Source organism: Gluconobacter kondonii (assembly GCF_002723995.1).
GTDB classification, from domain to species: Bacteria; Pseudomonadota; Alphaproteobacteria; order Acetobacterales; family Acetobacteraceae; genus Gluconobacter; species Gluconobacter kondonii.
In genome coordinates, this window is sequence record NZ_BEWP01000002.1 from 215,844 (window position 1) to 237,112 (window position 21,269).

Sequence of the window (21,269 nt, forward strand, 5' to 3'; positions counted from 1 at the left end):
AATTGTTCCACATCCCAAGATCCTGACGATTCAGCGCCCCTGCTGAGATTTCGAACGCGGTTTCGGCGGCTCTGCCGTTGCAGGGTCCTCGGGCCAGTCATGGCGCGGATAGCGGCCCCGCATGTCCCGGCGCATATCGGCCCAGCTTCCTTTCCAGAAGCCCTCCAGATCCGCCGTGATCGCCTGCGGACGTCCGGCGGGGGACAGCAGCGCGCATTGCAGGGCAAGCTGTCCATCCGCGAGTTCCGGCGTCCGGGCCGTGCCGTAAAAGGCCTGCGCGCGGGCGGAAACCGTAGGAACCGCGCCGGTATAGTCGATATCGTGCGTGCTGGCCTTCAGCGTCAGGCGCGGCGGGAGTTTCCGGTCCAGCGCGGACAAATCGGCATAGTCCAGCCGCGCGCGCAGGATGGACAGCAGGTCCAGTGCCCTGACCTGCGCGAGCCGGTCACATCCCGCAAGATATGGCTCCAGCCATTCCAGAGACGCCGCCAGCCCGTCATCGGACAGGTCCGGCAGATGCGGCGCGTAGGTCGCGCGGGCATGGGCCACGCGGGCCTGAAACTGACGTCCAGCCTCCGTCCATGTCAGGGCCTGCGCCGGAGTCGCGGCGATCTGCTGCATCAGCAGGCTCTGCGCTTCCTCGGGGCTGATCTCCCCGTTGCGGTCCCGCAGGACCAGCGCGCCCAGACGGAGCCTACGACGGGCGATGATGCGGCCGGATGTCCCGTCCAGCGTCGTCTCGACCTGCTCGCGGGTCCGGTCCAGAAGGGTCTGGGGCAGGTTTTCAGCGTCCAACGGGGCTGCGAGCGTGATTTCCGTTGAGGTCCGCGTATGGAACGCCGCCCCGGCTAGCAGTTTCTCACGGGCCAGCGGGTCATTGGCCGAGACGCGGGCACTTCCCCCGCCCGCCAGACGGAAACGCCCAAGCTCGCCCGCCGCCTGCGCCACACGATCCGGAAAACCTGCGGCCAGCAGCGCCCCCGCATGGTCCGGCAGCGGGATCAGCGGCACGTCCCGCTCTCCCATCCGGCGCAGGAAGCGTTTGGCGGACTGACGCATATGGAACAGGCTGGCCCGATCCGCCCTCGGATCGTCATGCTCGAACAGGGCGAAGCGGAGGCGGATATCGGCTCCCGGCACAGGGCCAGAAGGGCGGTTCGGGCGTGGACGGAGCGGGTCGCGCTCTTCCAGCAGAGCCGCCAGACAGGCTGCTGTCACGCGCTCCGGCAAGGTCCGGGCCGCGCACAGCATCGCGGCCAGACGCGGATGCGTGCCGAGGGACGCCATACGCTTGCCAAGCGCCGTAATGCGGTTGGCATCATCCAGCGCGCCGAGTTCCCGCAGCAGTTCGCGCCCGCCCGCCAGAACGCCGGAAGGCGGCGTGTCCAGCAGCGGCAGACTGTCCGGAACCGTGCCCATCACTTCCTGCCAGGCGGCGGTGACGAGTGCGAAATCCGTCAGATCGGCCACGAGAATTTCCGGCGCATCCTGCGGGCGCAGGCTGCGCTGCGTCATCTCCGACCACAGACGGATGGCAATGCCCGGAGACTGCCGTCCCGCGCGACCTGCGCGCTGGGTGGCGGTAGCGCGGGAAATCTTCAGCGTTTCCAACCGCGACAGGCCCGTATTCGGGTCAAGCCGCGGGGCACGACGCAGACCACCATCCACAACAATCCGCACGCCCGAGACCGTGACGGACGTCTCGGCAATGGACGTCGCCAGCACGACGCGGCGCGTGTCGGACGGTGCAATGGCGCGGTCCTGATCTTCGGTCGTCTGTTCGCCGTGCAGCGGAAAAACCGGGACCGTGCCGTCCAGCAGCGCCTGCGTGCGCCGGATTTCGCCAACGCCGGGCAGGAACGCGAGAATATCGCCGTCTTCTTCCGCCAGCGCCTGACGAATGGTGCGGGCACAGGCTTCGGGCAGGTCCCGCATATGGGGAATGTCGCGGGTGTGCCGGATGTCGATGGGGAACTGGCGGCCTTCGCTCTCGATCAGCGGGGCGTTCATCAGCGTCGTGAACGCGCGACCATCCGGTGTGGCGGACATGGCCAGAATCCGCAGATCGGGCCGCATTTCGCGCTGCATGTCCAGACAGAACGCCAATGCCGCATCCAGATCCAGCGAGCGTTCATGCACTTCATCGAACAGTACCGCGCCCACACCATCGAGCAGCGGATCAGTCAGCAGGCGGCGCAGAAGCAGCCCCTCGGTCACGACTTCGATGCGCGTTCTGGCAGACATTGCGGAATCGGTACGCGTGCGGAATCCCACGATGCCACCCGGCTTCTCACCCAGCGACGACGCCATGCGCGAGGCCGCCCCACGCACCGCCACGCGACGTGGCTCCACGAGGATCAGACGCTGCGTGCCGAGCCACGGTGCGTCCAGAAGGGCGAGCGGCGTCAGAGTCGTCTTGCCCGCACCCGGAGGCGCGACGAGAACGGCGTTGGGCTGCGTCTGTAACGTCGCCAGAAGCTCCGGCAGAATCGCCGTGACGGGAAGTTCGGGAGGAAGAATGAAGGTCAGAACGCAGCCCCCGCACTGGCAACACCAGCCAGCAGTTTAAAAGTTTTTGGTGAAGCTTTTTTCAAAAAGCTTCAGAGACCTCCGCCTTTTTGAAAAAAGGCGGAACCCAAAAACTTTTCTCTGTATCTTCTTACCGCAATGGAAAGCCGAGTTTGTGCAGCACTGTGCGCATGACGTGCCGTCCGCTCAGGCCCTTGAAGCTGTCCACACGTTTGGCCACCGTTTCCGACCAGGCACGCGACGACAGGCCTTGTTCCTTCTGGTAGTCGTCCGCGATCCGGTCATAGGCCGCGATGCCTGCAGCTTCGTTTTCAGTGCTATAGCGCTCGCGGTGCAGGACCACATCCTGACCCAGACGCGGTTTGTGGCCGTTCTGGGCTGCGGGATCGGGCTGGCCGACGCACAGGCCCACGACTGCAACAGACCGCGGCGGCAGGGACAGGAGGCGTGCCACTTCTTCGGGATGGTTGCGCAGGCCGCCGATATAGACCGTGCCCAACCCGAGGGACTCGAAGGCGGTTACGGCGTTCTGGGCCGCAATACCGGTATCGAGCGTCGCCATGAGAAAGATTTCTTCATAGTCGAGCGCTTCGTGTCCCGTTCCTGCCCGCTCTGCGATCCGCTCCAGCCGAGACAGATCCACGATCCATGCGAGGAACAGAGGCGCAACTTCGATATGCTTCTGGCCACCGCACAGTTCAGCCAACTTTGCCCGCGTTTCCGGGTTTTCGACGGCCACGACGGACCAGACCTGAAGATTGCTGGAGGTTGCAGCTGAGGACGCCGCCGCAATCCCGGCCTCCAGCGTGCCTTCAGGCAGGGCATCCGGCAGATAGGCCCGGACCGAATGATGCGACAGCAGCAGGTCGAGCACCGCATTGTCCGGCAGGGTTTCCGGCGCCGCCGTGCGGTACCGTGTCTGCCACAGTGCGGAAATCCGTTCGGAAGAGGTGCCCGACATATCGTGTCCCTTATTCGTCGCCTTACTCGTCGTACGTCATCAGAGCGTTCAGCGGAACGTCCAGTTTGTCACGCCCCTTCAGATCCGCAAGCTCGATCATTACGGATGCGCCCACGACTTCGGCGCCGACCTTGCGCAGCAGGTCGATGGACGCAGCGAGCGTGCCACCCGTCGCCAGCAGATCGTCCAGCACCACAACGCGCTGGCCCGGCTTGATGGCGTCTGCCTGAATGTGCAGCTCGTCCTCGCCATATTCGAGGCCGTATTTCAGGGAAATGGTCTTGCCCGGCAGCTTGCCCGGCTTACGCAGCATCGTGAAGCCACAGCCCAGACGCAGCGCGAGCGGAGCGGCGGTCAGGAAGCCGCGGCTCTCGATTCCGGCCAGCATATCGGGCTGCCAGGCGGCGATCGCACGAGCCAGACGCGCGGTGGCGACCTGCCAGGCGTCGGGCGAGCGGATCAGCGTCGAGATGTCATAGAACAGGATGCCCGGCTTCGGAAAATCCGGAATTTCGCGGATGTAACTCTTGAGATCGAGCGGCTGGGGATCCTGAAACGACATGGTGGCACGGCTTTCATCTGGTCATGGCAAACAGCGCGGCATGTAGGGGAGTCTCCCCCCCAACTCAAGTCCCGGGCTCAAGTCCGGATCACGGCTGCCGCCTGTTCGATGGCTGCGAGAAGCCCGGCCCTGCGGAACGGTTTGGGCAGAACGGCCATACCATGCGGAGCGGTATCGCGGTCTTCATAATCGCCGGACGTGAGCACGACGGCCATCTGCGGATGACGCTCGCGCAGCAGATGCGCGATCTCCAGCCCGTTATGCGATCCCGGCAGGTTGAGATCCGTCACCAGAAGATCAGGGGCGTCCTCTCCCTCCAGCGCGGCCTCCCCGTCCAGAACATGTCGGACACTCCAGCCTTCCCGCTGGAGAACCGTCTCGACCACCAGCGCAATGGCGGCATCATCTTCGACAAGCAGAGCTTTCATGACGGATGTTTCCTCAGGAATGGCGCGGAGGTTCCGCAATGACCGGCAGGCGGGGCCGCAGCAGGGCGAAGCCCATGGCAGCAACGAAAGCAAACGCCATGAAAAGCGCCATCGGAACGGCCGTCCCGGACGGCATCAGCCCGAACAGCGCGCTCGCCACAGCGCCAAAAAGATACTGCATCGTACCCGCCAATGCCGAGGCCGAACCGGCGCGATCGGACTGTTCGGACAGCGCGCCGACCATGGAGTTCGGTCCGATAACGCCCGTGGGCGCCATGGTGATCACGAGGGCGATGATGAGCGGCCACAGGAACATCGCTTTAATATGCCCCTGCGGATCAAGATCGTAGTTCGAGACCAGCGCCAGCAGGAGCAGAACCGCACAGCCCGCCAGACTGACACCCAGCGCGGAAAACAGCATCCTGCCCGTACTGACGCGCCCGACAAGCTGCCCGTTAAGAGCGGACGCCCCGATCATGCAGATCGCGAACAGCCCGAACAGCATGCCGTAATGAAACGGCGACATCCCGAACACGTCCTCGAACAGCATGGGCGCTGCGGTTAGGTAGGTGAAGGTCACGAAGCCCAGAAAACTCCAGACCAGACCGTTCGTGATGAAGCTGCGGGTCCGCAGAATATAGGTGTAGCGTTCCATGATGGAGATCGGGCGCAGATCGCGACGGTCCTGCGGGGCGAGCGTTTCTGGAAAGACCGTCATCAGCAGAAGGGTACAAAACCCGCCATAGACGGCCGTGGCCCAGAAGATCATGCGCCAGTCCACGAATTTCAGCGCAAAACCGCCCAGCATTGGCGCGAGGATCGGCACGGTGCCCTGAATGACAATCAGGCGGGACATCATTTTTGACGACTCGTCCCCTTCCGTCAGATCGCGGATGCACGCATTCGGCACCACGAGTCCGGCGGACGCCATGATGGCGGAAAAGACGCGGCAGATGCACAGAAACGTCATGCTGGGCGCCATCGCGCAGCCGATTTCGCCCAGCGTATAGCCCAGCATCCCGATTAGCAGCGGCCAGCGACGGCCGAAGCGATCCGAGATCGGGCCGATACTGATCTGCCCGATGGCCAGCCCGATCACCCAGGCCGCCATCGTCGCACTGCCCGCACCGGGTGAGGTGTGAAGCTGGCGCTCCATTTCGGGGAGAGCCGGAAGATAGACATCCGTCGAAACCGGCCCGACAGCCGTGAAAATTCCCAGCAGAACCGGAAGCCATGCGGGCAGGGAATCTCCCCGTCTGTATCTCATGGTCTGGTCTGTCATGCGCGTCTGCCTGTTCACTTCAGGTTGCGGATTGATGGTCTGATGGCGTGGTCAGGGGGCGTCCCGTTCCCGGCCATGCTGACGCAGCAGAACAGCGCCCAGCACACCCGACACGACGAACAGGATTCCCGCAAGCCCCAACTGAAGGACATGCCCGATCCGCGTCCCGGAGCCGACCAGAACGAAAACCAGTGTCTGCGGCAATCCACCCAGAAAGGTCGCGACCGAGAACGGCAACAGCGGCAGCTCGAACAGCCCAGCCGCCGTAGAAACCAGCAGGGCGGACCCCACCGGCATCAGCCGCAGCGTCAGCACCGCGCGGAAAGGCTTTACGTGAAGCGTGCGGGCCAGAGCGGCATAATCCGCTTCCAGCCTGTCATGCAGCCGCGCCCGGAACGCTGCCGGGGCCAGAACCCGCGCCCAGCCATACGCCAGAACCGCCCCCAGCATATAGGCCAGCGAACACAGGACAAGCCCGCCCCATAATCCAAAGGCAAGGCCTGCCGCCACACACAGCGCCTGACGCGGCAGACCGCACGCGCTGTACGGCACGGCCAGTAGCAGGAACCACAACGGCGCGCCCGGCGTCTCGTGCCAGTGCGGAGCGTTTTCCAGCAGATGGTGGATGAATGGCAGTCGCTGGAGTGCTGCCACCAGCACCAGCATCGCGCCGATCGTCAGCGCGGCACGCCACGGCACGATCTGCCGCAAAGTGCGGCGTAGGTCCGGATCGGGGGGGAGAGACATCGGGCTACCCATTCCTGCCCGATACCAGCCGCAGGCCGCCGCGGCTATGGGCCGGACCGTAAACACGTGTTCATGCTGGCGCACCCACCGTTGAAGAATGGGCATCCGAAAAAATCATCCGGCCATATTTTCCTCTTGAAGATATATCGTAAGATACTATATCGTTCGATATATCGAATAGGAGAACATCATGTTCAGACGTAAAATGGATTTTTTCAACACGGACCGTCATGGCCATCATCACCGCGGCGGTTTCTTCGGCAGGGGCCGCCCCGTCGCGGAAGGCGACGACCAGAAAGATGGGCGCAAAAGTGAAGGCCGGGGCGGCGAACGGCCCAATGAAAGACGGGGTGGTCGTCACTGGGGCATGGATGGCTTCGGGCACCGGCATGGCGGCCGTGGCGGCGGTATGGGAGGCGGACGTTTTGGCGGGCGCTTCGGAAGAGGCTTTGGCGGCGATCTCGGCGGCGAAGACTTCACACGCGGTCGCAAGCTGACGGCCGATGAGCTTCAGCTCGTCATCCTCGCTTTGCTCGCGGAAGCCCCGGCCCATGGCTATGAGCTGATCCGGCGCCTCGAAGAGCGGTCAGGCGGATTCTATAAGCCCAGCCCCGGCGTGATCTATCCCTCCCTCACCTATCTAGAAGAAGCCGGCCTCGCCGCCGTCACACAGGAAGGCAACCGCAAGCTCTACAGCCTGACGGAAGAAGGAAAAGCCAACCACGAAACCCGCAGTGAGGAAGCAGCCCGCATCCTCGACGTCCTGAGCCGTATCGGCGCCCGCATGGCGGATGTCCGCGAGGCTTTCACCGGCGTCAACGACCTTGATCCCACACTGGGGCAGGCTTTTCACGATGCACGTTTTGCCCTGAAATCCGCTCTGAAATCCCGCCGCGGCGCGGGTGCAGACGAACTGCGGCGGATCGTGGCGATCCTCAACCGTGCGGCCGCGGAGATCGCAAACCCGGCTTCCGATCAAAAGACATCGGACGAATAAGGCAGGACGCGCCTCTCCCAACGCCTTCACCGATGCCGTAAAGGATGGTCCATGATCGTTCAGGACCATCCCAATTTCTGCAACATGCCCGAGGACATGCGTTACTACCGGCCGGAGCATTTCGGGGCGGGATTCATCGAAAAATCGATGGTCTTCCTCCTGCCGGAACGGCTGAGGAAATTCCGGCGCAACCTGTGGCATGTCCGGCGCAATCCCGGTGACGATGCGGTCTATATGCCGTTGTTCCGCGTCAACTGCGTCCTGCCGTCGGAACCTGCTCCCGTTGGGCTTCAGGGACCGTTCGACGTCTATCCCTTCTATACCCGCACCACAAAAACCCGCAGCCGCGAGCTGGACTATTACGTCCTGTTCGTCTTCCGGGACCGCATGTCGTGGATGCGCTGCAAGGCGCTGCTCGAAAAGCCCTGACCCTCACGCAGCTTTGCCTTTGCGGACGGGCTTCGGCGGGTCAATGATGCACCATTCTCAACCACCACAAGGCTCTCCGCCATGCCCAAGACCCTTTACGCCACGCTCAAGGCCCTTCCCGGACGGCGCGAAACCCTGCGCGGCCTGCTGACGGCACTGGCAAAAGACGTCCGTGCCGAACCCGGCTGCGAGCGTTTCAAGGTCTATACGCTCGCCTCCGACCCCGACCTGTTCCATGTGGAAGAAACCTACCGGGACGACGCGGCCTTTGCCGCCCATATGGCCACCGAACATGGCAAGGTGTTCAACCAGACGATCACGCCGCTGGTCGAAGGCGGCGGATCGGAGGTTGTTTTTCTAGACGCGGTGATCTGATCTCCCGTTCAGGGAAGTCTTTTCAGATCAGACCTTTCGCCCGGATCAGGGCGAAAGCGGCCAGCGAGACCATGCATTTCAGTTCGCCCTCGCGGATCATGGTCTCGAATGCCTCCAGCGTCATGTCATGGCTGGTGATGTCTTCTTCCGTAGCTTCAAGTTCCACTTCACCGCGCGTCAGATTGCGGGCCAGAAAGACATGCCCCTTCTGGTTTGAATATCCGGCCCCCTGATACATCGTGCCGACATGGATCATTTCGCCGGCGCGCAATCCGGTTTCTTCGCGCAGTTCGCCCAGCGCGAGTTCGACCGGATCGACGTTCTCTTTCGTCTCCCACATGCCCATCGGAAGCTCCATCAGCCGCTCGCCTACCGGATAGCGGAACTGCTGGATCAGCGTGACTTTCCCGTCAGCATGCAGCGGCAGGATCACAACGAACTCGCCCCGCTCCACGATGCCATAAAGGCCCTGCTTACCGTTGGGATGGACGATGATGTCCTCACGCAACGCGGTCCAGGGATTGCTGTAGGCCAGCCGGGTCGAAAGCGTCTGGAAACCGGCGTCCTTGCGGGCGTCTTCGATGGTCTTACCGGTGCTCATGGACGGCTCCTGATCTTGTTTCGTTCTTTCGAATCGGCGACACTCACATCATGGAGCAACGCCGGATCGTGCATATCGACATGGACGCATTTTACGCGTCTGTCGAACAGCGGGACGACCCCTCCCTGCGCGGACGTCCGCTCGCGGTCGGGCGGGGCGAAGCGCGGGGCGTGGTCGCAGCCGCAAGCTATGAGGCAAGGCGCTTCGGCGTCCGCTCGGCCATGCCGTCGGTTACGGCCAAACGCCTCTGCCCGGAACTGGTGTTCGTCCCCGGACGCTTTGATGTCTATCGGTCAGTGTCCGCCCAGATCCATGATATTTTCTCCCGCTACACCCCCCTGATCCAGCCCCTATCGCTCGATGAAGCCTATCTAGACCTGACGGACCATCTGGGCGCTTACGGCTCAGCCACACTGGTCGCGGATCGCATCCGCGCGGATATCCACGCCGAAACCGGGCTAACCGCCTCGGCTGGTGTGTCCTACAACCGGTTTCTGGCCAAGCTGGCCTCGGACTATCGCAAGCCCGACGGGCTGTTCGTCATCACGCCCGCCATGGGCCCGGATTTCGTTTCCGCGCTGCCCGTAGATGCGTTTCACGGTATCGGTCCGGCCACCGCCCGGAAAATGCGCGCCCTCGGGATCGAGACGGGCGCGGATCTGCGGACACATGATATCGAAACCCTGACCCGGCATTTCGGCAAGGCGGCGGCGTTCTATTACGGCATCTCACGCGGGATTGATCACCGTCCCGTCGTTGTGAACCGAGAGCGCAAATCCCTCGGAACCGAACAGACCTACCTTCAGGATCTGACCGCCGAACCCGATGCACACACGGCCCTGACGCAGATCGCCGCCAAGCTGTGGGGCAGTCTGCAACGACGTCAGCTTCAGGCCCGGACCGTAACGCTGAAGGTCAAATACGCCGATTTCCGCCAAATCACTCGCGCCCGCACGCTGCCCGCTCCGGTCCCGTCCGAAGACGTCCTGCTGCAGACGGGGCAGACTCTCATGGCGCCGCTGTTTCCTTTTGTGCCAGGTGTGCGTCTGCTGGGACTCACGCTTTCGGGTTTTCATGCGCCCGCCCCCACGTCGTCCGACCAGATGGAACTGCTGTTCCGAGACGCGCCCGACCCTTCATAAGCGCCCTCCACGCGGAATTTATGACCCAAAGACAGGGCCGCCCTCGTGACGGCACCCGTCATCTGGCCTATGCCATGGGGGATCTTTTCACAGACGAGCCTCAGGAGAGCAGAGCCATGACCGCGCAGGAAACGTCGGCGGCCTCACCGACGAAACGTGTTCTTGCCGTCGTCCTGTTCAATCTGCTGGTCTATATCGTGATCGGCCTGCCCAACGCCGTTCTGGCGATTTTCGTCCATGAGAGCTTGGGCTACAGCACCACCGTCGCGGGCATCACGTTCTCGCTCCAGTATTTCGCGACCTTCGCCGCACGCCCTTCCGCCGGGCGACTGGTGGACCGGATCGGCCCCAAACCCGTCGTCATCGGCGGACTTGTCACCTGTGTGCTGTCGGGCCTGTTAATCGCGGGGTCCGGGCTCTTAGCCGCAACGCCGCTGCTGTCTCTGGGAGTGCTGCTCTCCAGCCGCCTGATGCTGGGCTGGGCGGAAAGCTGGGCCGCGACCGGGGTGATCGTCTGGAACATCCGTCGCGCCGGGGCGGAAAACACTGCCATCGCCATTTCATGGAACGGCATCTGCTCCTATGGCGGAATCGCGCTGGGCGCACCGATCGGCGCGAAACTGTCGCTGCTGGCCGCGCCTTATGGCGGGCTGGTCTCGGTTGGTATTCTCTCGGCGGCGCTACCCCTGTTCGGTCTTGCGATCATCGGATTTTATCCCGCCGTCGAACCCCTTCCCGCGACAAGCAAGCCCATCGCTTTTTCGCGCGCTCTCAGACTCGTTCTGCCGCATGGCTCCGCACTGGCAGCAGGCTCCATCGGATTTGGCGCCATCTCGTCGTTTCTGGCCCTGTACTATTCCGTCCTGCACTGGGAGGGCGCGGCGACCGCGCTGGCGGTTTTCGGTTTCATTTTCGTCGTCATCCGCTTTTTCTTCGCCTCACAGATTGCGACCCGTGGCGGCGTGTTCGTAGCGATCGTCTCGCTGCTGGTGGAAGCGCTGGGACTCGCCACGCTCGGCCTGTTCCAGACGCCGTTCGCAGCCCTCGTCGGGGCGGCGCTGACGGGTGCGGGATTCTCCCTGCTGTTTCCCGCACTCGGCGTTCTGGCCGTCAATAGCGCCGGTCCGGAGAACCGCGGGGCGGCACTGGGCGCCTATTCCATCTTCATTGATCTTGCCATCGCGTTCTCGGGGCTGTTTCTTGGACAGGTCATCGAGTTCGCGGGCTACAGAACGATGTTTGCCACCACCGCAGTCTGCTGTCTGGGCGGTGTGCTGATCAGCCGTTCGCTGGGCCGCCGGATTTCCTGACAGATCCTTGCTTCAACTGACACGGACCCGACATGATCATTCGTTCCTGCGCCGTTTTCTGTGGTTCCCGCTTCGGTAACTCCCCCGCTTACGCTGAAGGGGCAACAGAAATCGGAACGGCTCTGGCGCAACACGGAATCACGCTGGTCTATGGCGGCGGGCATGTCGGGCTGATGGGCACGGTGGCGGATGCAGCACTCAAAGCAGGCGGCAAGGTCATCGGCGTCATCCCCGAATTCCTCCATGCCCGCGAAGTCATGCATAAAGGCGTCACGCAGCTTGAAGTCACACCAGACATGCACACCCGCAAGGCCCGCATGTTCGAACTCTCCGACGCCTACGCCATCATTCCCGGTGGCCTCGGCACGTTCGACGAACTGATGGAAATCATGACCTGGAAGCAGCTCGGCCTGCATCAGGAGCCGATCTATATCGTCAATATCGGCGGCTGGGCCACATCACTGGTCGACACGCTGAATGCGGCGGTCGATCAGGGCTTTGCAGACCCGTCCGCCCGCCGTCTGTTCACGGTTGTGCAGGACGTGCCGGAACTGATGGAACACCTCTCCGTCAACGTCCCGGCCTGAGTTCCGGAGCGGGGCGCGTCCCCGCTCACCCCTCCAGCGTTGCCACCAACAGCGCGACAACCTCTTCCAGACGTACACGGTCCGCGTCCGAAAACCGGTTCTTCACCGGGCTGTCGATGTCCAGAACACCCACAAGCGCACCCCGCGCCACGACCGGCAGCACGATTTCCGATTCCGACGCTGCATCACAGGCGATATGCCCCGGAAATGCGTGCACATCCGGCACGACCAGCGTCTCACGGTTCTGCGCGACCGTCCCGCACACGCCTCGCCCCAGCGGAATGCGCGTACAGGCCAGCCGCCCCTGAAACGGCCCTAACACAAGCTGCTGTTCAGCCTCTTTCCAGAGGTAGAAGCCTGACCAGTTAATCTGCGGCAGAGCCTCGAACAGCAGGGCCGCGATATTGGCCATGTTGGCGATCATGTCCGTCTCGGTCGACACGACGGACCGCACCATCGGAACAAGCTCGTCAACGCTCAGGCGATGGATGGGAGCACTCATAAAAAGACAGTCCTGCAAAAACATAAGATTAGGGCCGCCGATCATAGGTCAGATCGGAAAAAACGCGAAAGGACGCCAATTTTAATAGAAAAGCGTTCGTTTCCCGTAATGCTCCCGGGTCTGCGAGAATTATTAGAAATTATTCACAAAATAAAAAACAGTTTCTTCAAATGAAGAGACTTCTAAAAGAAGCCGGTCCTTTCGTCTGAAAGATCCTTTCCATGATCCTGACATCCCAGACCCTTCCGACTCTGCCGGACTCCATCCTGATCTCCCCTTATGATCGGGCAAACGTCACACCCGGCATTGTCCATCTCAGTGTCGGCAACTTCCACCGTGCCCATCAGGCCGTCTATACGGACCGCGCTCTGGCCCTTCCGGGACAGTCCGACTGGGGCATCGTGGGCATGGGCCTGATGGACCTTCCCGGCGAAGTGGCAAAGGCCGAGGCCCTGCACGCACAGGACGGTCTCTACACCCTGCGTGCCTGCCCGCCGAACCGCCCCGATACGGTCCGCGTCGTCAAGTCGCTGGTCGAATACATCCATGCCCCAGCCGACCGCGAGGCCGCTCTGAAGCGCCTGATGGACCCCGCCATCCGCATCGTCAGCCTGACCATCACCGAAGGCGGCTACTACATGGACGAGGCGGGCCGGTTCATGACCGAACACCCCACCATCGCCGAAGACCTGCATCGCCCGGTCCCACAGACGGCTTTCGGCATGATGACCGAAGCCCTGCGCCAGCGCCGTGACGCCGGGATCGCGCCCTTCACCATCCTGTCCTGCGACAACGTGCCCGCGAATGGCGATGTCGCCCGCAATGCCGTGCTGTCCTTCGCCCGTCTGCGGGATGCGGAACTGGCGGCGTGGATCGAAGCCGAAGTGGCTTTCCCGTCCTGCATGGTCGATCGCATCACCCCGGCCGTTCATCCCGCCGACGTGGCGCGCCTCAATGCCCAGAGCGGCATCGAAGACCGCGTTCCGGTGTTCTGCGAAGACTTCATCCAGTGGGTCGTGGAAGACAACTTCCCCGCCGGACGCCCAGCCTGGGAGCAGGTCGGCGTTCTGTTCACGGACGATGTCGAGCCATACGAACAGGTCAAGCTGCGGATGCTGAACGCGTCCCATTCCATGCTGGCCCTGCCCGGCGTGCTGATGGGATACCGGCTGGTCGATGAAGCCATGGGCGACGAACATCTCGCGGCCCTGCTGGAGCAGTTCCTGCGCCACGACGTCTCACCACAACTGACGGCGCCTCCGGGGATCAGCCTGTCGGACTATGCCGCCCAGCTTCTGGAGCGGTTCCGCAACCATGCCGTCAGCGACCAGCTTCTTCGCATCACGTCCGACAGCACGTCCAAGCTGCCGGTCTTCCTGCGCGCCACGGCGGAAGACGTTCTGAAAAACGCGCAGGACCCGCGCCGGATCGCCTTTGCCCTCGCCTGCTACTGTGCCTATCTGGTGGGCCGCGACGACGTACAGGCCAGTTTCGCCGTCACCGAACCCCGCCTGAGCGCCGACGACCGTGCGCTGGCGCTGGACCCGAACCCGGCCAAGGCGCTGGAGATGAGCGTGTTCGCCGGATGGGGCCTTGAAGACTCCGCCGAGTTCCTCACGCGCTTCATCCAGACCCGCGAAGACCTGAAAACACGCGGCACCGCAGCCGTCCTGAAGGATCTGGTCACAAACTCATAAAAGTTTTTGGTGAAGCTTTTTTCAAAAAGCTTCAAAGACCTCCGCCTTTTTGAAAAAAGGCGGAACCCAAAAACTTTTATCCAAATCAGTCCGAAACGCGGGCGATATCGGCACCGCAGGCGGCGAGCTTGCGGTCCACGCCTTCATAGCCGCGGTCCAGATGATAGATACGGCTAAGCTGCGTCTCGCCTTCGGCTGCCAGGCCCGCGAGGATCAGCGAGAAGGACGCCCGCAGATCAGTCGCCATGACCGGCGCGCCCGACAGCTTCGACACGCCACGGATAATGGCGGAGCGGCCATGCACGTTCACGCGCGCGCCCATCCGGTTGAGTTCGGGAACATGCATGAAGCGGTTCTCGAAGATCGTCTCGGTGATCATGGACGCCCCTTCCGCCACGGACAGCATCGCCATGAACTGCGCCTGCATATCCGTCGGAAAGCCGGGATATGGCTCGGTCATGATGTCCACGCCCTGAAGCGTCCCACTGCGACGGACCCGCAAGCCGCGCGCCTCTTCCACAACCTCGACGCCTGTTTCCTCAAGCGTGCGGATTACGGCACCCAGATCATCGGCCCGTCCGCCCACGAGCAGCAGATCACCGCCCGTAATGCCAGCCGCGCAGGCATAGGTGCCGCACTCGATGCGGTCCGGCATGACGGCGTAATGCGCGCCATGCAGCTTCTCCACACCGTCAATAACCAGCGTGCCCGACCCTTCGCCCGTGATCTGCGCGCCCATCGCGTTGAGGCAATGCACCAGATCGCTGATTTCAGGTTCACGCGCGGCGTTGACGATATGAGTGCGCCCCTTGGCCAGCGTTGCGGCCATCAGCAGGTTCTCGGTCGCGCCCACACTGGCAAACGGCAGGATGATCCGGTCGCCCTTCAACCCGTCCGGCGCGGTCGCATTGATATAGCCGTTCTCCAGCCGGATCACGGCCCCCAGCGTCTCAAGCCCCTTGAGATGCATGTCCACGGGCCGCGTTCCAATGGCGCAGCCACCGGGCAGCGAGACCTTCGCCTCACGCGCCCGTGCCAGAAGCGGCCCCAGCACCAGAATGGAAGCGCGCATCTTGGAGACGATGTCATACGGCGCCTCGACGGAACCGATCTCGCCACCAATGGACAGCGTGCGCGGCCCAGCTTCCTCAACCGCAATACCCAGCCCCAGCAGCAGGTCGCGCATCGTCTGGATATCCGCGATGCCCGGAACATTGGACAGCACCAGCCGCTCGGACGTCAGAAGCCCCGCGACCATGAGTTTGAGGCCAGAGTTCTTCGCCCCGCCGATCTCGATTTCGCCTGTCAGGCGGCGGCCACCGCGAATGATGAAACGGTCCATGGTGCGATCCTTGAGAAACGGGCCTTGAGAAGCGGAGGTTAGAGGCGGGGCGTGGTGACGCCGGACTGGCGCATGTATTTTCCGGCACGGTCGGCATAACTGACCTCACAGGGGCTGGCACCCTGGAAGAACAGGAACTGGCAGATGCCTTCGTTCGCATAGATCCGCGCGGGCAGCGGCGTAGTGTTGCTGATCTCGATCGTGACCTGCCCCTCCCATTCCGGCTCCAGCGGCGTGACGTTCACGATAATGCCGCAACGTGCATAGGTGGACTTGCCAAGGCATACCACCAGCGTGTCACGCGGGATGCGGAAATACTCGACCGTATGCGCCAGCGCGAAGCTGTTGGGCGGGATGGTGATGTCCCCTGTACGGGTCACAAAACTGTTGGAGGCAAAATTCTTCGGATCGACAATGGCGCTGTCCACATCCGTAAAAATCTTGAATTCATCGGCCACACGCGCGTCATAGCCATAGGATGACAGCCCGTAAGAAATGACGCCCTCGCGCTTCTGGGCCTCCACGAACGGCTCGATCATGCCTTTTTCCCGGGCCATCTGGCGAATCCATGTGTCGGGCATGATGGGCATGAAAGCACTCCTGAGCGGGGCGACAGAAATCGCCGTGCGTCTAACCCACCTGCTCTAGCGAGCGACGCCCGATCACGCAATGTGTCAGATCAGTCATTTTTCGTGAGCGCCTGTGACGAACGGCCCAGCAGAGCTTCCAGCCATTGCGGGCGCAGCTCGCTGGTCAGCACGCCCCCCACGATCAACACAGCACCCAGCAGCGTCGCAGGAGGCAGATGATCGCCTGCCATCCATCCCACAAGCCCGCCCCAGACGGGCTCTCCGGCATAGATCACGGCTGCTTTAGTCGGGGAGACGGATTTCTGTGCCCAGTTCATCACGACCTGCACCAACGCACTCAACCCACCCAGAGCCAGCGCACAGGCGATCCAGACCCATGAGAAAACCGGAAGCACTTCCCCTGAAACCGGGACCATCAGCCCGGCAAACAGACTACCCGCTAAAAGCTGCATGACCGTTATGCGCAGACTGTCCACACCGCGCGCGTAAAGGCTGATGAGAACGATCTCGATCGCAATGGCAATCGCGGCACACAGCGTCAGCAGATCACCACGCCCAAAAGACAGCGACAGCGCCGCCGGTCCGGCCAGACAGACCAATCCTGCGAACGCCAGACCGATCCCGAGCCAGCTCATGAGATGCGGCGCCCGGCGCAGGAACGCCCACTGAAAGATCGGCACCAGCGGAACGTAGAGCGCCGTAATAAAGGCGGAACGACTGCTGGTGATGTCGTGCAATCCCGCACTCTGCAACACATAGCCGGTCGCAAGAGTAACGCCGATCAAGGTTCCGGCCCAAATTTCCCGCCAATTGAAATCCAGCAGTTTCCGCCCAGCTAGAAGGCCGACGAAAACTGCGGCCATCATGAACCGGACAAAAACGAAAAACCGCGGTCCGCAATGCTGCATGGCGGTATGCAGCACAAGGAAGGTGCCACCCCACAACACTGTCACGCCCGTCAGCGCCAGCTCCTCTGGGGACGGCATGGGGAACTTGCGTTTCACGGGCTCTCAGCGCTCGTCGGGAGCGGATGAGGGAGCCTCATCCTGCGGACGCGCACGCTGCTGCTGTTTGCGGCGCATCAGATTGGCCCGGAGCGCCTTGGCCTCCCGGCTTTCCCGCTCTTCCTTTGCGGCGGCAGCGCGGTCACGGATGATCTGCTCCGTAGGGTTTGCGTCCTTACCGGTCATGGGTCTGTTCCTCGAATGTCGTCCGCAGACGGGTGCCCAGAAGTTCGTCATACACACCCAGTGTGCGGGCCTGCATGAGCGATGTCGTATAATGGGCGATGGCATGAGCGCGGGCCTTTTCCGCCAGCCAGTCCAGCGCGTCTTCGCCTGTTTCCAGCACGCTTTTCAAGGCGTCGGCGAGAGCGTCCGCATCGTCGGGTGGCACGACCAGACCTGTCTCGCCGGGCAGGATTGTCTCCATCATCGCGCCCTGCGCCGTGCCGATCACCGGGCAGCCCATCATCTGCGCTTCCACCAGAGTGCGTCCGAACGGCTCGGGTCGGAGCGATGGCGCCACGACGACGCTTGCTAGCTCGCAGGCCGCGGGCATGTCGGTGCAAGTTCCGATGAACCGGACATGGTCTTCAAGCCCGAGTTCCTGCACCCGCTGCTGCAGCCTACGGGAGAACTTCCGGTCATTCTCTGGGCCTGCCAGAACGCAGATCCATCCCGTGCCCATCTTCGAGCGCAGCAGGCCCAGCGCCTCAAGCAGAACGCCCTGACCTTTCCATGCCGTCAGCCGCGCGGGCATAAGAATGATTTTTGCTTCCGCAGGCGCGCGCCAGGCTTCAGCCAGTTTCTGCACGCGCTCACCGGAAATCACACCGGCTTCGAACTCCTGCGGGTCTGCCCCGCGCGGAATGACACGAAGACGGCTTTCCGGCACGCCGTATTCGCTCCGCAGCCGGCTCGCAATGAACTCCGAGATGGCGATGACGCGCACGCCCCGCGCCAGCACGGAATTATAGAGTTTCTTGCCCCACCATGTCGCCTCATGCACGCCATGCCATGTCGTCACGAGCGGGACGTTTTCGCGGCGACAGGCGATCCATGCTGCCCAGGCCGGAATCCGCGAACGCGCATGGACCAGATCCACGCCTTCACGCCGGATAATCGCCTGCAGATCCCGCGCCCGGCGCAGGACGGCGAAAGGGGATTTTTTCTTCAGATCAAGCGCGATATGCCGACCACCCGCATGACGGAGCTGCACCAGAAGACGCCCCGGACGCGAAGCCACAAGCGCGGTGCCTCCGCCTTGGGTGATAGCAGACGCAATCTCGACAGCCCCGCGCTCCAGACCGCCGGTGCCCAGCACCGGAAGAACCTGAAGGATGACGGGAGAGCGGTCGGTCATGAGGGTTCTGCGGAGCCTGTTCCGGAAGGGTATTTTCAGATGAAAACAGCCTGTAGCCGGGTCTGCCTCCCCTTCCCACCCGAAAAATGAAAAACGGCCCCCCTGAACGACAAAAGGGGCGGCCCCCGTGCCATTTCCAGCACGAAAACCACCCCTTTCGCCTGTATCGGGAGCCGCAGCTCCCGATTTTATCAGCCCTTGTGATCGGGCAGGGCGTAAACCACCAGCTGGTCGCTGACCGGCGTCATCATGAAGTGATGTCCACCCGCCATGATGGCGACGTATTGGTGACCATTGGCCTCGTAGGTCATCGGGTTGGCCTGTCCGCCGCCCGGCAGAACCGCGCTCCAGACCACCTTGCCGGTATGTTCGTCGATAGCGCGGATCTGGTTATCCGTAGCTGCACCGATGAACACCAGACCGCCAGCCGTCACGACCGAACCACCATTGTTCGGTGTGCCGATCTCCCAAGGCAGACCAGTCGGCAGACCCCAGGGACCATTGGCACGGGCCGTTCCAAGCGGATGCTGCCACAGCACCTTCTGACCATGCTTCATGTCGATGGCCGTGATCATGCCGTAGGGCGGACGGTTGCACATCATACCCGTGTACTGGTTCCAGAACGGGGTCACGACGATGCCGTAAGGCGTGCCATCCATAGCGCCGTTACCCTCGGCGCCGCCGCCACCCGGTTTGTAGTTCGGGTCGTCGATCGGCATCAGGCCAAGCGCGTCGGCCTTCTTGCGGGTCACGAGCTGGTCGTACATCGGGGTGATGTTCCAGTTCGCAATCAGGATGCCGCTCTGCGGATCATAGGACATGGAGCCCCAGTCACTGCCGCCGTTATAGCCCGGATACTCGATCCACGGCTTGTCGACGCTCGGCACCGTGAACTCACCCGTATAGTTCGCACGACGGAACTTGATACGGCAGAAGAGCTGGTCAAGCGGAGACATGCCCCACATGTCCGTCTCTTTCAGATCCGGCACGCGCAGGGCGGGCATCCCGGTGGACCAGGGCTGCGTCGGCGCACGCGGATCGCCCGGAATCACACCCGGAGACGGAGCAGGACGCTCCTCAACCGGCAGGATAGGCTTGCCGTCGCGGCGGTCGAGCACGAAAGTCTGGCCGCGCTTGGTCGGCATGATGAGCGCCGGAACGGGCTGACCATCCGGGCCAGGCATATCCATCAGGGTTGCCTGTGAGCCGATATCATAGTCCCAGACGTCCTTGTGAGCCGTCTGGAAGACCCAGCGCGGTGCGCCTGTCTTCACATCGAGAGCAACAACTGCGGAAGAAACCTTGTTCTCTTCGGGGCTCCGCAGCGCACTGTAATAGTCCGAAGCCGAGTTTCCGGTCGGGACGTAAACGAGGCCGAGCGCATTGTCGCCCGTCATCGCAGCCCAGGAGTTCGGCGTACCACGGCTGTAGTGGTTGTTGCCCGTCGGCTGGCTGTGATCGTTGGGATTGTTCACATCCCACGCCCACAGGAACTTGCCGCTTTCGGCGTCATAACCACGAATCACGCCCGACGGCGCCCAGCGGCGCTGGCCGTCGAGAACTTCGTGGTTGACCACGACCACACCATTCACAACCGGCGGCGGCGTCGTCATGGACACGAAGCCGGGGACGGACTCGCCCATGCCCTGCATCAGGTTGACCTGACCGCCATGCCCGAAGCCTTCGCACAGATTGCCGGTCGCGGCATCAACCGCGATCAGACGCATATCGAGCGTACCTTCGAGAATACGATTGTGGCAGGGCTGGCCTTCCGGCACCTGCGACGACGTGAAATAGGTCACACCCTTACACGCGGCGGTGTAGGGAATGGCTTCGTATTTCTCGTTGATGTTGTGACGCCAGATCTCCTTACCCGTTGCCGGGTCGAGCTTCATGATGTCGTTCTGTGCCGAACACATGTAGAGGCCGTCACCCACCTTGATCGGCGTGGTTTCGGCAGCCCATTTGTTCGTCTGTCCCGGGCGCGGATAGCTGCCCGTGTGATAGACGAAAGCCACCTTGAGCTGATCGGCGTTCTGCGGCGTGATTTCCGACAGCGGCGAATAGCGCGTCTGGCTGTCATCACGGCCATAGGCAGACCAGTCTCCCTGCGCGGGAGCAGCACTCTGCTGCGGCACCATCTGCGGAACGTCGTTCGGGTCCATGGACCCGATATCCGGCAGATTGGCAGCGTTCACGCCCGCAGCCTGCGGCGCATAGGGAGACGGGCCGGAGAAGCGGCTCGTACTGGCAGGAGTCGTTGCCGTCGGCTCGTCGGCGTTGCCGGGGCCGGGAACGGAAGCCGTCGGCGAACCGCCACTTCCGGCAGGAGCGAACTGGGCGTTGGCGGCCAGCGGAGCACAGGCCAGCGTGACGCAGGCTGCGGTGGCGAGAAGATGGGATCTGCGCATCAGATGGCTCCCCTCAGGGTGCGGCGGGTTTCCAGTCGGCGAAGAACAGGAATGGTGAGAACGACGAGGATACCCAGCAGCGTGGGGCCAAAATCGCGCGGCAGAAGATCAACCGGGCTGAAACCCACTTCCCACAGCGACCAGACCCATGTGTAAGCCAGCGCACCCAGATAAAGGAAAGCACCGAGCGTACGGCCCAGAACCATGAACACGCCGCTGGCAACCAGCACGACGCCACAGATCAGATAATAGACGGAGCCGCCCAGCATCGCGAGTTGAGCCCCGCCGATAACAAAGAACAGCCCCACCAGAACGATAACAACCCCAAGCACGAGCGTGAGCCACTCGGTCAGGGTTCTGTTGCCATAAGTATTTGGCATCGGTGAAAGCCTCCTGCACTGATACCCGGGACG

General features: G+C 62.7%; 22 protein-coding genes. 7 read left to right on the forward strand and 15 right to left on the reverse strand.

Features of this window, described 5'->3' with window-relative positions:
- Window positions 1-30: 30 nt before the first annotated feature.
- The 6 genes from hrpB to GKO01_RS03515 all read right to left on the reverse strand — a co-directional run bounded on the left by hrpB (window position 31) and on the right by GKO01_RS03515 (window position 6,509).
- Window positions 31-2,529 (reverse strand): ATP-dependent helicase HrpB, encoded by a 2,499-nt coding sequence (hrpB, locus tag GKO01_RS03490; RefSeq protein WP_167383424.1) that lies wholly within the window; start codon window positions 2,527-2,529, stop codon window positions 31-33.
- 130 nt (window positions 2,530-2,659) lie between these two features.
- Window positions 2,660-3,490: an NADPH-dependent oxidoreductase gene (locus GKO01_RS03495; RefSeq protein WP_099285766.1), complete on the reverse strand. Its 831-nt coding sequence runs from the start codon at window positions 3,488-3,490 to the stop codon at window positions 2,660-2,662.
- 22 nt (window positions 3,491-3,512) lie between these two features.
- Entirely contained in the window at window positions 3,513-4,052 is a 540-nt protein-coding gene (locus tag GKO01_RS03500) for an adenine phosphoribosyltransferase (protein WP_099285767.1), read from the reverse strand.
- A gap of 77 nt (window positions 4,053-4,129) precedes the next feature.
- A complete protein-coding gene (locus tag GKO01_RS03505; RefSeq protein WP_099285768.1) occupies window positions 4,130-4,480 on the reverse strand; it encodes a response regulator in 351 nt (116 codons plus the stop codon).
- A gap of 13 nt (window positions 4,481-4,493) precedes the next feature.
- Entirely contained in the window at window positions 4,494-5,762 is a 1,269-nt protein-coding gene (locus GKO01_RS03510; protein WP_099285769.1) for a multidrug effflux MFS transporter, read from the reverse strand.
- Window positions 5,763-5,813: 51 nt separating this feature from the next.
- A complete protein-coding gene (locus GKO01_RS03515) occupies window positions 5,814-6,509 on the reverse strand; it encodes a TVP38/TMEM64 family protein (RefSeq protein WP_244901307.1) in 696 nt (231 codons plus the stop codon).
- A gap of 190 nt (window positions 6,510-6,699) precedes the next feature.
- On the opposite strand from GKO01_RS03515, the gene GKO01_RS03520 reads away from it, so the two are divergent.
- The 3 genes from GKO01_RS03520 (at window position 6,700) to GKO01_RS03530 (ending at window position 8,310) form a co-directional block, all read left to right on the forward strand.
- Window positions 6,700-7,506, forward strand: coding sequence for a PadR family transcriptional regulator (locus GKO01_RS03520; RefSeq protein ID WP_211563795.1), 807 nt, complete (start codon window positions 6,700-6,702; stop codon window positions 7,504-7,506).
- Between the two features lie 51 nt (window positions 7,507-7,557).
- Window positions 7,558-7,935 carry a hypothetical protein gene (locus GKO01_RS03525; RefSeq protein ID WP_099285770.1) on the forward strand — a complete coding sequence of 126 codons (378 nt, stop codon included), beginning with the start codon at window positions 7,558-7,560 and terminating at the stop codon, window positions 7,933-7,935.
- A gap of 81 nt (window positions 7,936-8,016) precedes the next feature.
- Complete coding sequence (locus tag GKO01_RS03530) at window positions 8,017-8,310, forward strand: putative quinol monooxygenase (protein WP_099285771.1); 294 nt, start codon at window positions 8,017-8,019, stop codon at window positions 8,308-8,310.
- A 22-nt stretch (window positions 8,311-8,332) separates the two neighbouring features.
- On the opposite strand, the gene GKO01_RS03535 is transcribed toward GKO01_RS03530, so the two are convergent.
- Window positions 8,333-8,911, reverse strand: a complete 579-nt coding sequence (locus GKO01_RS03535) for an NUDIX domain-containing protein (RefSeq protein WP_099285772.1) — start codon at window positions 8,909-8,911, stop codon at window positions 8,333-8,335.
- 50 nt (window positions 8,912-8,961) lie between these two features.
- Between GKO01_RS03535 and dinB the strand changes: the two genes are divergently transcribed.
- The 3 genes from dinB to GKO01_RS03550 all read left to right on the forward strand — a co-directional run bounded on the left by dinB (window position 8,962) and on the right by GKO01_RS03550 (window position 11,950).
- Complete coding sequence (dinB, locus tag GKO01_RS03540) at window positions 8,962-10,053, forward strand: DNA polymerase IV (protein ID WP_244901308.1); 1,092 nt, start codon at window positions 8,962-8,964, stop codon at window positions 10,051-10,053.
- A 116-nt stretch (window positions 10,054-10,169) separates the two neighbouring features.
- Entirely contained in the window at window positions 10,170-11,363 is a 1,194-nt protein-coding gene (locus GKO01_RS03545; protein WP_099285773.1) for an MFS transporter, read from the forward strand.
- Window positions 11,364-11,395: 32 nt separating this feature from the next.
- A complete protein-coding gene (locus GKO01_RS03550; protein ID WP_062107559.1) occupies window positions 11,396-11,950 on the forward strand; it encodes an LOG family protein in 555 nt (184 codons plus the stop codon).
- Between the two features lie 25 nt (window positions 11,951-11,975).
- Here the strand turns inward: GKO01_RS03550 and GKO01_RS03555 are convergent, their stop codons facing one another.
- On the reverse strand, window positions 11,976-12,452 hold the full coding sequence (locus GKO01_RS03555; RefSeq protein ID WP_099285774.1) for a GAF domain-containing protein: 477 nt from the start codon (window positions 12,450-12,452) through the stop codon (window positions 11,976-11,978).
- A gap of 221 nt (window positions 12,453-12,673) precedes the next feature.
- Here GKO01_RS03555 and GKO01_RS03560 point away from each other — a divergent pair, with 221 nt between their 5' ends.
- Window positions 12,674-14,149: a mannitol dehydrogenase family protein gene (locus GKO01_RS03560; protein WP_099285775.1), complete on the forward strand. Its 1,476-nt coding sequence runs from the start codon at window positions 12,674-12,676 to the stop codon at window positions 14,147-14,149.
- Window positions 14,150-14,234: 85 nt separating this feature from the next.
- Here the strand turns inward: GKO01_RS03560 and murA are convergent, their stop codons facing one another.
- The 7 genes from murA to GKO01_RS03595 form a co-directional block, all read right to left on the reverse strand.
- Window positions 14,235-15,491 carry a UDP-N-acetylglucosamine 1-carboxyvinyltransferase gene (murA, locus tag GKO01_RS03565; protein ID WP_099285776.1) on the reverse strand — a complete coding sequence of 419 codons (1,257 nt, stop codon included), beginning with the start codon at window positions 15,489-15,491 and terminating at the stop codon, window positions 14,235-14,237.
- Between the two features lie 38 nt (window positions 15,492-15,529).
- Window positions 15,530-16,081, reverse strand: coding sequence for a dCTP deaminase (dcd, locus tag GKO01_RS03570; RefSeq protein ID WP_099285777.1), 552 nt, complete (start codon window positions 16,079-16,081; stop codon window positions 15,530-15,532).
- 89 nt (window positions 16,082-16,170) lie between these two features.
- Entirely contained in the window at window positions 16,171-17,085 is a 915-nt protein-coding gene (locus GKO01_RS03575) for a DMT family transporter (RefSeq protein ID WP_244901309.1), read from the reverse strand.
- A 6-nt stretch (window positions 17,086-17,091) separates the two neighbouring features.
- Window positions 17,092-17,271, reverse strand: a complete 180-nt coding sequence (locus GKO01_RS03580) for a hypothetical protein (RefSeq protein WP_099285779.1) — start codon at window positions 17,269-17,271, stop codon at window positions 17,092-17,094.
- Window positions 17,261-18,445: a glycosyltransferase family 4 protein gene (locus GKO01_RS03585; RefSeq protein ID WP_099285780.1), complete on the reverse strand. Its 1,185-nt coding sequence runs from the start codon at window positions 18,443-18,445 to the stop codon at window positions 17,261-17,263. Before GKO01_RS03585 ends, GKO01_RS03580 begins: the two co-directional genes overlap by 11 nt.
- Window positions 18,446-18,636: 191 nt before the next feature.
- Window positions 18,637-20,856, reverse strand: a complete 2,220-nt coding sequence (locus tag GKO01_RS03590; protein WP_099285781.1) for a pyrroloquinoline quinone-dependent dehydrogenase — start codon at window positions 20,854-20,856, stop codon at window positions 18,637-18,639.
- Window positions 20,856-21,236: a glycerol dehydrogenase gene (locus GKO01_RS03595; protein ID WP_099285782.1), complete on the reverse strand. Its 381-nt coding sequence runs from the start codon at window positions 21,234-21,236 to the stop codon at window positions 20,856-20,858. Before GKO01_RS03595 ends, GKO01_RS03590 begins: the two co-directional genes overlap by 1 nt.
- Window positions 21,237-21,269 lie beyond the last annotated feature (33 nt).